Source organism: Buttiauxella sp. S19-1 (genome assembly GCF_022134725.1).
In the GTDB taxonomy this organism is placed as follows: domain Bacteria; phylum Pseudomonadota; class Gammaproteobacteria; order Enterobacterales; family Enterobacteriaceae; genus Buttiauxella; species Buttiauxella ferragutiae.
The window spans coordinates 1-12,603 of record NZ_JAHWLU010000133.1 but is presented as its reverse complement, the minus strand read 5'-3'; the positions used below and the strand labels follow the sequence as shown (position 1 = coordinate 12,603).

At 50.7% G+C, this 12,603-nt stretch carries 10 protein-coding genes and 1 pseudogene; 5 read left to right on the top strand and 6 right to left on the bottom strand.

The features are described from left to right. Window positions 1-139 precede the first annotated feature (139 nt). The 5 genes from rnd to MES37_RS21075 all read right to left on the bottom strand — a co-directional run bounded on the left by rnd (window position 140) and on the right by MES37_RS21075 (window position 6,547). Entirely contained in the window at window positions 140-1,249 is a 1,110-nt protein-coding gene (gene rnd, locus MES37_RS21095; RefSeq protein ID WP_133522052.1) for a ribonuclease D, read from the bottom strand. Between the two features lie 82 nt (window positions 1,250-1,331). Then, window positions 1,332-3,017, bottom strand: coding sequence for a long-chain-fatty-acid--CoA ligase FadD (gene fadD / locus MES37_RS21090; RefSeq protein WP_162302980.1), 1,686 nt, complete (start codon window positions 3,015-3,017; stop codon window positions 1,332-1,334). 204 nt (window positions 3,018-3,221) lie between these two features. Next, window positions 3,222-3,824: a Slp family lipoprotein gene (locus MES37_RS21085; protein ID WP_064546109.1), complete on the bottom strand. Its 603-nt coding sequence runs from the start codon at window positions 3,822-3,824 to the stop codon at window positions 3,222-3,224. A gap of 46 nt (window positions 3,825-3,870) precedes the next feature. After that, window positions 3,871-4,566, bottom strand: a complete 696-nt coding sequence (tsaB, locus tag MES37_RS21080) for a tRNA (adenosine(37)-N6)-threonylcarbamoyltransferase complex dimerization subunit type 1 TsaB (RefSeq protein ID WP_237932584.1) — start codon at window positions 4,564-4,566, stop codon at window positions 3,871-3,873. 70 nt (window positions 4,567-4,636) lie between these two features. Continuing rightward, window positions 4,637-6,547 (bottom strand): ATP-dependent DNA helicase, encoded by a 1,911-nt coding sequence (locus tag MES37_RS21075; RefSeq protein ID WP_237932583.1) that lies wholly within the window; start codon window positions 6,545-6,547, stop codon window positions 4,637-4,639. Between the two features lie 121 nt (window positions 6,548-6,668). Between MES37_RS21075 and MES37_RS21070 the strand changes: the two genes are divergently transcribed. Next, on the top strand, window positions 6,669-7,013 hold the full coding sequence (locus tag MES37_RS21070; RefSeq protein ID WP_121813626.1) for a RidA family protein: 345 nt from the start codon (window positions 6,669-6,671) through the stop codon (window positions 7,011-7,013). Between the two features lie 119 nt (window positions 7,014-7,132). Here the strand turns inward: MES37_RS21070 and MES37_RS21065 are convergent. Continuing rightward, window positions 7,133-7,306 (bottom strand): annotated as a pseudogene (locus MES37_RS21065) (YoaH family protein); the annotation flags it as partial. A gap of 116 nt (window positions 7,307-7,422) precedes the next feature. Here MES37_RS21065 and pabB point away from each other — a divergent pair. The 4 genes from pabB to MES37_RS21045 form a co-directional block, all read left to right on the top strand. Beyond that, window positions 7,423-8,781 (top strand): aminodeoxychorismate synthase component 1, encoded by a 1,359-nt coding sequence (gene pabB / locus MES37_RS21060; RefSeq protein ID WP_064546100.1) that lies wholly within the window; start codon window positions 7,423-7,425, stop codon window positions 8,779-8,781. A 4-nt stretch (window positions 8,782-8,785) separates the two neighbouring features. Continuing rightward, a complete protein-coding gene (locus MES37_RS21055) occupies window positions 8,786-9,364 on the top strand; it encodes a CoA pyrophosphatase (protein ID WP_064546098.1) in 579 nt (192 codons plus the stop codon). Between the two features lie 275 nt (window positions 9,365-9,639). Beyond that, window positions 9,640-11,004, top strand: coding sequence for an L-serine ammonia-lyase (sdaA, locus tag MES37_RS21050; protein ID WP_064546096.1), 1,365 nt, complete (start codon window positions 9,640-9,642; stop codon window positions 11,002-11,004). Window positions 11,005-11,237: 233 nt separating this feature from the next. Beyond that, on the top strand, window positions 11,238-12,603 hold a 1,366-nt coding region (locus MES37_RS21045; RefSeq protein WP_237932582.1), incomplete at its 3' end, for an EAL domain-containing protein.

Below are 12,603 nucleotides of genomic sequence, written 5' to 3'. Positions count from 1 at the left end.
CAGAATTAATCCTCGGGGGCTTATTTATTTTTACGCACAGACAACTTTTTAATACAGACTATTCTTAAATAGTTAATGGTTTTATTCCATTATTACTCAACACATCCCTGTAATTATTCCCAGTAACTATCAACAAATATTAAAAATCAGCCAACAGCGTTTTTAATGCTTCACCCATCACTCGCCCACGCCAACCACTAATTAATTCCGGTTGTGTTGATGGTGATTTTAATTTCCAGTGCCAGTTCAACAGTTGGTTAATTTGTCGACGTGAAGCCAGCAATTCAACGCTTAAACCACAATCCTCGCTCACTTGCTGTACCAACGCTTTAATCGCTTTAAATACGCGGCGATAGCCCGGCATATCAACCAGATTGCTTAACGGTTCTGGCAATTCATCATCAGATAGTGCCTGAGCTTCAACGACCATCTCTAACAGTGCTTTGCCGTGGAAACGGATTTCACTCCCGCTCAGGCCAAGATGTTCCAGTTCCCCCAACGAACCAGGCATGTAACGCGCGACCTGCCACAGATGTTCTTCACGCACCACAAAATTGACAGCCATGTCGCGCTCACGCGCTTTGCGCAGTCGCCACGAGGCCAGTTTCTTCAGACAAGCCAATTGGCGTGTTCTCAACTGCCATGCGTTACCGATTTCGCGCCAGGCTTCTTCCGGGTCCAGCACATCCTGACGACGCGCTGCCATCAAGTTACACTCATCTAGTGCCGCTTCCATCCAGCCTGCAGCTTGTGTCTCTTCCATCAATTTATGCGCAATGGGCAGCAAATAAAGGACATCTGCGGCGGCATAGTCACACTGACGCTCGGTCAGCGGGCGAGCAAGCCAGTCGGTACGTGATTCACTTTTATCCAGGGCGATCCCCGTGAAGGACTCAACGATGGTGGCAAAACCACACGAGAGTGGGCGTCCACTAAACGCTGCCAGGATCTGCGTATCAATAAACGGATCGGGCAGCATGCTATACGCATTGAGGAATACTTCCAGGTCTTCGCTACCCGCGTGCAGGAATTTAATCACTGCTTTATTTTGCAGTAGCGCTTTAAACGGTGACCAGTCAGTGATGGTTAACGGGTCGATAAGCGAAGCTGTTTCACCGTCGAATAGCTGGATCAAACCCAGTTGCGGGTAGTAAGTACGGGTACGAACAAATTCGGTATCCAGCGCAATCGCTGGAAAGTGACGAGCGGCCTCACACACTGTGGCAAGGGCTTCATCGGTTACAATCATTTGGTAAGTCAAATTCAGTTCTCTTAGGTTTGCGCCCATAAAAAACGCCGGTTTACCGGCGTTAGGGCGACGGACTCGGAGCTCAGGCGTTATTGTTGCCTTTACTGACCGATTCGTCACGTAGTTCTCGTCGTAATATTTTGCCAACGTTTGATTTTGGTAGTTCTTCACGGAACTCAACAAGCTTAGGTACTTTATAACCTGTGAGGTGGCGGCGACAAAAAACAACCAATGCCTCTTCAGTTAAAGCTGGATCTTTTTTCACTACGAAGATTTTTACCGCTTCACCGGACGCGCCACTTGGAACGCCAACCGCCGCGACTTCAAGTACGCCGCTATGTTGCATAACCACGTCTTCAATTTCGTTTGGATACACATTAAAGCCGGAGACCAGAATCATATCTTTCTTGCGATCGACGATACGCATAAAGCCCTCCTCGTCCATCACAGCAATATCACCGGTACGTAGCCAACCGTCATGCATAATCTCATCTGTTGCATCCGGGCGCTGCCAGTAACCCAACATCACCTGCGGGCCTTTCACACACAGCTCGCCGGGCTCGCCCGGAGGTACTTCTTCGCCTTCGTCATCAATCAGTTTCACTTCGGTGGAAGGCACCGGTAAACCGATACTGCCACTGTGGTAATCCATGTCATGCGGATTAGCACTGACCAGCGGCGCACATTCCGTCAAACCATAACCTTCAAGCAGGAAGCGGCCGGTCAGTTTCTCCCAGCGTTCAGCCACCGCGTGTTGTACTGGCATCCCGCCGCCAGCCGAAAGATGCAGACTAGAAAAGTCGAGTTGCTGGAATTCTTTATTATTGAGCAGCGCATTGAACAATGTGTTAACACCGGTCATGGCGGTAAATGGATATTTCGCCAACTCTTTCACCAGCCCCGGAATATCACGCGGGTTAGTGATCAGCAAGTTCTGCCCACCAAGCTCAATAAACAGCAGGCAGTTCATGGTGAGCGCAAAGATGTGATAAAGCGGCAGGGCCGTCACCACCAGCTCTTTGCGTTCGAATAACAATGGGCTGTAAGCCGCTCTGACTTGTTCCAGATTCGCCAACATATTGCGGTGCGTCAGCATCGCCCCTTTGGCAACGCCTGTCGTGCCACCGGTATATTGCAAGAACGCGAGGTCGGCATTCAGAATTTCAGGTTTAATATACTGGAGACGATAGCCGTGTTGCAGGGCACTGCGGAAAGAAATGGCATCGGGAAGATGATACTTCGGCACCAGGCGTTTGATGTACTTAACCACAAAGTTGACTAACGTCCCTTTTGCCGCAGAAAGCTGGTCACCCATGCGGGTCAAAATAACGTGTTTTACCTGAGTTTTATCGACAACTTTTTCTAGCGTATGCGCAAAGTTCGAAACAATCACAATGGCGCTGGCACCGCTGTCATTAAGCTGATGTTCAAGCTCACGTGGGGTGTACAACGGGTTGACGTTCACCACCACCATGCCCGCACGCAAAATACCGAACAACGCGACGGGATACTGCAACAGGTTTGGCATCATTAACGCAACGCGGTCGCCCTTTTGCAGGCCAAGACCTTGTTGTAAATACGCAGCAAAAGCACGGCTTCGCTCTTCCAGCTTACGGAACGTCATCACTTCGCCCATATTCACGAACGCAGGCTGATCCGCATAGCGTGCCGTTGCTTGCTCAAACATATCAACCAGGGACTGATAACGGTCAGGATTTATCTCAGCCGCAACATCGGCTGGGTAGCGGTTAAGCCAAACCTTCTTCAAGGATCCACCTCTGAATTTATTATTCGTCGTCATCACAACCCCAATATATAAACACGCCGTTAACATAATATTAACTCAGCGTACCAGTTTATTAATTAGACTGATTTAAGGTTGCGAAGCACATCACTAATTATTTTTTATCGATTGTAGAAAAAAATAGACAGCGGACATGCCGCTGCCTATTTAACTTGTTAAAACAGTGAGTTACTCAGTTACGATAGTCTGAACCTGTGCCGGGCCTGGATTATACCATCCGCCGCCCCACATCCCGCCGTAGCCGTAACGCCCACGATAAGGGTACGGCCCGCCCCAGAACCACGGGTCGATTGGCTGTGGCGGCATGACCACTTGTTGTGTAACACGCCAGCGTTTATAGCCATTGACCTGCATCACCATAAACTTGTAAGCGGTTTCGCCCACTTTGCCTTCCACTACACCAGTGATGGGACCCACAACGGTGACCAACTGGCCACGGAAATCGACCGGGTCGAGGAAACCATTCACGTCAGCGTAAATACGCCCTCTGGAAGGCTCACCCAATTGCGGGCGTGCACCGTCATCGAGGCTGACGGTGGCAATTTCCAGACGTGTTCTGCCTTGTTTGTTATCGATGTTCACCACTCGCCCACCGAAACGCGCTTCTTGCCCAACGTAGAGTTGCGGTGCATTCATCACTCGCGCTAAATCTTGTTGCGGCGTGGCACTGGTGCCCTTAATCGCATCAGGGATGGTGACACAACCACTCAGCATAACTACGGCAGCAACTGCCAGTAATCGGCTAACAATTCTGAGATTCAAACCAGCCATAACCTTTCTCCTTGACGCAGTTTCGGCTTCCCAAAAACGTTGGGAATTATTCTCTGCCTGGAAGCTTCTTCCATGTCACTTCATTACGCAGATAAACCGGCTCGGCATGTTCTACCGCCACCGTACAACCATCATTTAATGCCTGAATTGCCAAAGGCAACATATCTTCTGCTGCAGGAAGTGTGACTTCACCATCACGGATCTGCAGTTCACTGCTTTGCGCCATATCTGGCCAGGCTTGCCAGCCCGTGCCTACTGTCGCCCATTCGCCCTGAAGATGCTTCAACCGTTCAACAACCGCTTCTGGTTTTAACACAGCTTCAGTTTCTTCACCGTGCCAGACACCCAGTTCATCACGCTGGTATTCAGCCCAATACACTTCACCCATGCGCGCGTCGATAGCTGCCAATACACGGGTCGCTCCGGTCATACGCCAGGCACCCTGCGCCATGGTGGCCAGAGTCGAAATGCCAATCATCGGCAATTCAGCCCCCAGCGCCAGCCCTTGCGCAATACCAATACCGATACGCACGCCGGTAAAACTACCTGGGCCACGGCCATAAGCAAGCGCATTCAATGCGGTCAGACCAACCCCCCCTTCATTGAGGATGTCTCGCACCAGCGGCAGGATACGTTGGGTGTGTTCGCGTGGGCAGAGCTCGAAATGGGCAAGGGTCGCCCCTTCATTATACAGGGCAACCGAACATGCTTCTGTCGCGGTATCGATGGCTAAAATTCGCATGGTATTGCCAACCTCTGGCAGGAAAATAAGGTCAAAAATCGGCGCGCATCATACCATAGCCTGGCACAAATTACTGCGCCGAGCGGTGGTTAAGGAATTCAACTGCCCGATTAATATCCCGTGTGCGCGGTGTGGGCGGCAGGCTGTTGAGGAATACAGCACCATAAGGGCGCATCACCAGGCGATTATCACAAATCACCAGCACACCACGGTCATCAACATCACGGATTAAGCGTCCAACGCCTTGTTTTAAGGTAATAACGGCGTCGGGGAGTTGCACGTCTTCGAACGGGTCGCCCCCACGCAGGCGGCAATCTTCCATGCGTGCTTTCAGCAAAGGGTCATCCGGCGAGGTAAACGGCAGTTTGTCGATAATCACCAGTGACAGCGCATCACCACGCACGTCCACACCTTCCCAAAAACTACTGGTTGCGACCAACAATGCGTTACCTGCGTCAACGAACTGCTGCAACAACTGGCCTTTGCTGGTTTCACCCTGCAACAACACCGGTAATGTCATAGTGGCGCGGAATTGCTCGGCTAAATCGCGCATCATCGAATGGGAGGTACACAACATGAAGCAACGACCATTGTTAGCTTCGATAAGCGGCTTGAGCATTTTCGCCAGATGTTTGCCTGCTGCCGGTTGGTTAGGCGTTGGTAAACCACGCGGTACACACAACAACGCCTGGCTGGCATAGTCAAACGGGCTGGCTAATAACAAGGTCTGCGCATTGGCGATACCCAGTCGTTCTGTAAAATGGCTAAGCTGGTCGTTTACTGAAAGCGTTGCCGAAGTAAAAATCCAGGTACCTGCTTTTTGGCTGATCACTTCCTGGAATTTATCGGCGACGGAAAGCGGTGTTAGCGCCAGCGTGAAGTTGCGCGCGTTACATTCATACCAGTAGCTGTAACCCGGAGTATCGACCTCTTTGAGGCGTTTGATTCGCCCGCGTAAAATGACGATGCGTTCGAAAGCCGCGTCCAACAATGCAGAGCGCCCAAGGGAAAGTTTGGATACGTCGTAACACAGCTCAAGCGCATCATCGAGCAACAATAACGCACGTTGTACCGACGGTTCGGCCAGTAATTCTCGCAAATTTCCGCGGTAACCTGGGTCACCCATTTGCAGGCGAAAATCTTGCGTGCTTTGCGTCAGACGGTCCGAACTTTTTTGTAATTGCTGGGCGTCACGCACTTCAGTGCGATAAGCGATGGAGATATCTTTGGCTATGTCTAGTAACTGGCGGCTGGAGACCGATTGCCCAAAATACTGGCTGGCGATGTCGGGGATTTGGTGGGCTTCATCGAAAATCATCACTTCTGCTTCCGGAATCAGCTCGCCAAAACCGCCCTCTTTGACCACCATATCGGCCAAAAAGAGGTGATGGTTAACCACCACAACGTCTGAATCCATGGCTTTTTTACGCGCTTTCACCACAAAACAATCTTTGTAAAGCGGGCAATCTTGCCCCAGGCAGTTATCGTTGGTGCTGGTCACCATCGGCCAGACGGCAGAGTCCTCGGCAACACTGGCGCAAGTGCTGATATCCCCGTCCACCGTTTCAATCGCCCAACCCCGTAATTTGACGATGTCACTTAGCGTCTGGACTTGCAGATCGCCGCCCGCCAGCGCTTGCTGTTCTAAACGCTCAAGGCATAAATAGTTCGAACGCCCTTTTAACAGCGCCAGCCGCCCTTTGAAATCCAGCGCCCGCGCCACTGTTGGTAAATCGCGTGAGAAGAGCTGATCCTGTAAGGCTTTTGATCCCGTAGAGATAATGACTTTTTTGCCTGAACGCAGAGCCGGAGCCAGATAAGCGTAGGTTTTACCCGTACCGGTACCCGCCTCCACCACCAGCTCACGCCCGGAAGCGATAGCCTTAGCCACGGCTTGCGCCATCTGGCGTTGTGGTTCACGCGGTTTAAAACCCGTTATCGCCGTAGCGAGTTGGCCGTCTGCTGCAAAATCGTCTGTCACATTACCCCCTGGGTTTATTGACAGTGATTATGTCAGCCTGAGCGGTGTTAAGCCAGTGGAAGCCTTCTGTAGATTGTGGCAGGCTGTGCCACAGTATGAACAAGCTGAAAAGGAAACAGTGATGAGTATTGTGCGTATAAAACCGGAAGCGCGTTGGTCGGATGCGGTCATTCATAACAACACGTTGTATTACACCGGTGTGCCAGAAAACCTTGATGCGGATGCTTACCAGCAGACCGCCAACACGCTTGCGCAAATTGATACTGTGCTTGAAGAACAAGGCAGCGATAAGAGTAAGATCCTCGATGCCACCATTTTCCTGCCGGAAAGTGCCGACTTTGCCGCGATGAATAAAGCCTGGGATGAATGGGTTGTTGCGGGTCATGCGCCGGTGCGTTGTACCGTGCAGGCAAAATTGATGAACCCGCGCTACAAAGTAGAAATTAAGATTATCGCGGCAGTGTGACACTAAGCGGGCAGTAGCCCGCTTTACTTATCGTCGTCGTTTTCTTCGTAATGGTCGACATATCTTTCTTCTTCATCGTTTTCATCCGTGTTTTCTTCGTCGCTCTCAGCGTTACCGACGTCGTCATCTTCAAAACGGACCGCGACCATCTCGCCAGTATGATTGGCACGAATTTCTGCGGCGACCAGTGTAATCGCTTCACCACTGCTCATGCCCTGGGACATCAGTTCCTGAATACGTTCTACAGCTTTCTGCTGTTGCTCATGGGATAATGCGGGTAATCCTGAAAACATTTTCGACTCCTGATACATTGCCTGGGTTAATTATTTCACGCTGCTAACAGGGTTTCCAGCGGGTTCACTGGTATAGCAGGATGATCACTCTCTTTTTTTAGTTGTGGTTTATAACGTTGCAGACTCTCACTTTTCGAACTTTGCCGTGGCATGCCGATGCTGTTCAACACACTTTCAAAGCGACTGCACAGCAGCCATGGGCCATGCTTCTGCATTCCGGCTTCGCTGACCATCCTCATAATCGCTTTGATATTCTGGTTGCAGAACCTCGGGCAACATTAGTGACGCGTGGTCCTGAAACAACAATTTGCGTGGACGGTATCAGTTCAACGCATCACGGCGATCCTCTGCATCTACTACAGGAAACTCTGGATAGTTTTGGTTATCAGCCAGAGATACACCCGGAACTCCCCTTTTTAGGCGGTGCGTTGGGGTTGTTCGGTTATGACCTCGGTCGCCACTTCGAAAAATTACCCGAGCGGGCACAACGCGATCTTACTACACCCGATATGGCGATAGGCATTTACGATTGGGCGTTAATTGCTGACCATCAAAATCAGTGCCTGACTCTGCTGTGTTGGGGGGATATTGATGCTCGCCAACAGTTTCTTGAAACGCTGACCGCGTACAGCCCTCGCCAACCGTTCCGCCTGACGAGCGCGTGGCAGTCCAGTATGACCCGCGAGCAGTATGGACTTAAATTCCGTCAGGTACAGGAATATCTCAAAAGCGGCGATTGCTACCAGGTGAACCTCGCGCAGCGCTTTAACGCCAGTTACGAAGGCGATGAATGGCAAGCATTCGAACGCCTGAACGCGGCGAATCGGGCTCCGTTCAGTGCGTTTATTCGGCTTCCTGACAGCGTGATTTTAAGCCTGTCGCCTGAGCGGTTTATTCTGCTGGAGAATCACAACATACAAACGCGCCCGATTAAAGGCACTTTACCGCGCCTTGAAGATCCTCTGGCCGATGCGCAGCAGGCTGAAAAACTGGCGAATTCACCAAAGGATCGCGCAGAAAACCTGATGATTGTTGATTTGCTACGTAATGACATTGGCCGTGTTGCGGTACCGGGCAGTGTAAAAGTCCCTGAGTTATTTGTTGTTGAGCCCTTCCCGGCAGTACATCACCTGGTGAGTACCATAACCGCACAATTGCCTTCGCATCTTAAGGCAACAGATTTACTGCGCGCCTGTTTCCCTGGTGGGTCGATTACCGGTGCACCAAAAGTTCGCGCTATGGAAGTGATTGAAGAACTCGAGCCGCAGCGGCGTAATGCCTGGTGTGGAAGTATCGGCTATTTAAGCTTCTGCGGAAATATGGACACCAGTATTACCATCAGGACTCTGACCGCCGAAGGAGGCAAACTTTACTGTTCGGCGGGAGGTGGAATTGTGGCTGATAGTGTTGAATCTGCGGAATATCAGGAAACTTTTGATAAAGTTAATCGTATTCTTCCACAACTAGAGAAGTGATGAGATGTCTGGTTCGTCCCTGAGTATGAACGATTTTTTATCGCGTTTTCAGCTGTTGCAACCGCCCGTAACGCGCACGACGAGTAATCATCGCCAGGCTGCGGTGCTGATTCCTATTGTACGCCGCCCACAGCCTGGGCTGCTGTTGACCCAACGTTCGACCATGCTGCGTAAACATGCCGGGCAAGTTGCCTTTCCAGGCGGTGCAGTGGACGACACTGATGAGTCATTGATTGCCGCGGCACTGCGCGAGGCATGGGAAGAAGTTGCCATTTCGCCAGAGCATGTTGAAGTGATCGGCACTTTGCCGCCGGTCGATAGCGTCACCGGGTTTCAGGTTACGCCAGTTGTCGGCATCATCCCTCCCGATTTACCTTACCAGGCCTGTGAAGATGAAGTTGCAGCGGTTTTTGAGATGCCATTAATGGAAGCGCTCACCCTGGGTCGCTATCATCCGCTGGATATTCACCGTCGTGGTAACGCCCATCGCGTTTGGCTTTCCTGGTATCAACACTACTTTGTCTGGGGTATGACTGCCGGAATTATCCGTGAGTTAGCTTTACAGATAGGTGTGGAACCGTGATCACTCTTTAATTCTGCAAATACGGCTATATTTAGCAGAGTGTCTTGCTGTAGTTTTATTCCCCTATACACACAAGGGGCAATAAAAAGAGTGGTTGATGTGACTGATTACTCCCTGGAAGCGCATTCTGCGGACCGGATTAGTCAAGTTATGGTTAACCATTAGTTTAATTCATGTGAATAGTTTACTACAGTGACCAATAAATTTTTAAACTAGCTAGCTGCGGTTTTGCAGCAGCAAATTTTATTTAGCCGGTGTCCTGAAAGGAGTTTAGTGTGATTAGCATATTCGACATGTTCAAAGTCGGCATTGGGCCATCCAGTTCCCATACCGTCGGTCCGATGAAGGCCGGTAAGTTGTTTGTCGACTCGCTGCTCGAAAATGGATTACTGGAAAGCACGACGCGCATCGCCGTCGATGTTTACGGTTCCCTGTCGCTGACTGGTAAAGGGCACCATACTGATATCGCTATCATCATGGGTCTTGCAGGTAACGAACCTGCCACTGTTGATATTGATTCCATTCCTGCGTTTATTCGCGATGTAGAAACGCGTGAACGTCTGTGGCTTGCCCAGGGTCGCCACGAAGTTGATTTCCCGAAAGATACCGGCATGTGTTTCCGTAACGACAACCTGTCGTTACATGAGAACGGCATGACTATCCACGCGTTCAGCGGCGATCAAAAGATCTACAGCAAAACGTATTATTCCATCGGCGGTGGTTTTATCGTTGATGAAGAGCATTTCGGCAAAGAGGCAGCAGATGAAGTTGTCGTGCCCTACTCGTTCAATTCCGCGGAAGAAATGCTGAATCACTGTAAACAGACCGGCATGTCCCTGTCTGGCGTGATCATGCAGAATGAGCTGGCTTTGCACAGCCGTAAAGAAATTGAAGAGTATTTTGCCAACATCTGGCAAACCATGCGCGCTTGTATCGACCGTGGCGTCAATACTGAAGGTGTGCTGCCTGGCCCATTGCGTGTACCGCGTCGTGCTTCCGCATTGCGCCGTATGCTGGTATCCAGCGATAAACTCTCCAATGACCCAATGAACGTGATTGATTGGGTGAACATGTTTGCGCTGGCGGTGAACGAAGAAAACGCCGCGGGCGGACGTGTGGTTACCGCTCCGACCAACGGTGCCTGCGGTATCGTCCCTGCAGTGCTGGCGTACTATGATCACTTTATCGAATCAGTCAGCCCTGACACCTACATCCGTTATTTCCTCGCATCCGGTGCGATTGGTGCGTTGTATAAGATGAACGCGTCAATTTCTGGTGCTGAAGTGGGTTGCCAGGGTGAAGTCGGTGTGGCCTGTTCAATGGCGGCAGCCGGCCTTGCTGAAATTCTTGGGGCCAGCCCAGAACAAGTTTGTGTTGCGGCGGAAATTGGCATGGAACACAACCTCGGTTTGACCTGCGACCCGGTTGCGGGCCAGGTTCAAGTGCCGTGTATTGAACGTAATGCGATTGCTTCTGTGAAAGCGATCAACGCCACCCGCATGGCAATGCGCCGTACCAGTGAACCTCGTGTTTCTCTCGATAAAGTGATTGAAACAATGTATGAAACGGGCAAAGACATGAATGCGAAATACCGCGAAACCTCCCGCGGTGGCCTGGCAATTAAAGTCCAGTGTGATTAATCCCTTCCGGCCCTCAGTGATGAGGGCCAGGCTAGTGCGGGTCAGTCACCTGAACTTGAGAAGCCAACTGCTTGTTTAGCCATTAAAAGGTGCTGCGTCTGCTCAACGACGCGGCTCCTGAACAACGAAACGCAAAAAAAAGGTTATTTTTCCAGCGCTCTACTAATCCCCCACTACACTTTGAATGTTCTGTGTGCCGATTTCGGTCGCGGTTCTACACAAGGTGATCACGGATGCAGACAGCTCAACGTATATTACGAGGCTACCGTCGCAGGCGTTTAATTGTCTGTATCGGCTTAGCTGTTCTGGCACTCGTGTTGACTCTGAGCGCACGCTATGTTGCTGAGCGCAAAGTGAATGAACAGCATTTGCAGGCGTTTAATCAACGTATTATCAGCACGCTAGAGAGTATTCTGCTCCCCCTTGAACAAGGCAACAAAGAGCTTATTGCTTTAGTGGGAATGTCTTGTGAGGCCGCGCAACTCAAAATGCGCGAACACGCAGCACGCCTGCAAACAGTGCGTTCAATCGGGCTGATTAAGGATGATATTCTTTATTGCTCAAGTATTTTTGGCAGCCGCCACGTCCCGATTAATTTGCTACAACCCAAATTACCTTCATCTCTTCCACTGCTGTTTCTCTCAATTGACCGTTCATTACTGAAAGGCACGCCAATTCTGTTGTCCTGGACACCGTCATCCAACAGCAGTCACGAAGGCGTCATGCAGATCATTAATATTGAATTGCTGACCGGATTAATCCTTGAGCCTGAACGCCCATGGGTATCGCGTGCTGTACTTAATGTCGCAGATTCGCACCTCGAATATGGTGCAGGACTTTTGCAGCGAATTGTTGTTGAAGATGGGCAAGTCATCCATGAAATGGCTTCCGAACACTTTGCGTTTTCCATCACCACCATTGGCCCCTCACCTGGGGCATTGGCATTAAGCAATTTGCCAACTCAACTTCCACTGGCACTGATTCTCAGTATGCTGATTGGTTATATCGCCTGGCTTGCAACCGCCAATCGCATGAGTTTTTCATGGGAAATTAATGTTGGTATGGCCTCTCATGAATTCGAGGTCTTCTGCCAGCCACTAGTGAGCGCTCGTAATCTGCAGTGTGTCGGTGTGGAACTACTATTGCGCTGGAATAATCCACGCCAGGGCTGGATCTCCCCCGATGTATTTATTCCCCTCGCTGAGCAGCAAAACCTGATTGCCCCGTTGACCCGCTATGTGCTGGATGAAACCGTTCGCCACCTTGATATTTTTCCCAAATCACGTCATTTCCACATCGGGCTAAACGTGGCGGCCAGCCATTTCCATGAAGCTGAGATTATTGCCGATTTGCGCCGTTCCTGGTTCCCTGCACACCCGCTGCAAAAATTGACTCTGGAGTTAACGGAACGAGATGCGTTGCCAGATGTTGACTATCGTGTGGTGCGTGATTTGCATCGTATGGGCGTGGGTCTGGCGATAGATGATTTCGGTACGGGGCAGAGTTCCCTGGCCTATCTGGAAACACTGAATCCGAATGTACTGAAAATTGATAAGTCGTTTACTGCGGCTATCGGGACTGATGCGGTGAACTCGACGG

Excerpts from the sequence above, each read along its gene's own strand:
- MES37_RS21055 (WP_064546098.1), top strand. The coding sequence starts at position 8,786 with ATGTCTGGTTCGTCCCTGAGTATGAACGATTTTTTATCGCGTTTTCAG.
- rnd (WP_133522052.1), bottom strand. The coding sequence starts at position 1,249 with ATGATTGTAACCGATGAAGCCCTTGCCACAGTGTGTGAGGCCGCTCGT.
- tsaB (WP_237932584.1), bottom strand. The coding sequence starts at position 4,566 with ATGCGAATTTTAGCCATCGATACCGCGACAGAAGCATGTTCGGTTGCC.
- MES37_RS21070 (WP_121813626.1), top strand. The coding sequence starts at position 6,669 with ATGAGTATTGTGCGTATAAAACCGGAAGCGCGTTGGTCGGATGCGGTC.
- MES37_RS21085 (WP_064546109.1), bottom strand. The coding sequence starts at position 3,824 with ATGGCTGGTTTGAATCTCAGAATTGTTAGCCGATTACTGGCAGTTGCT.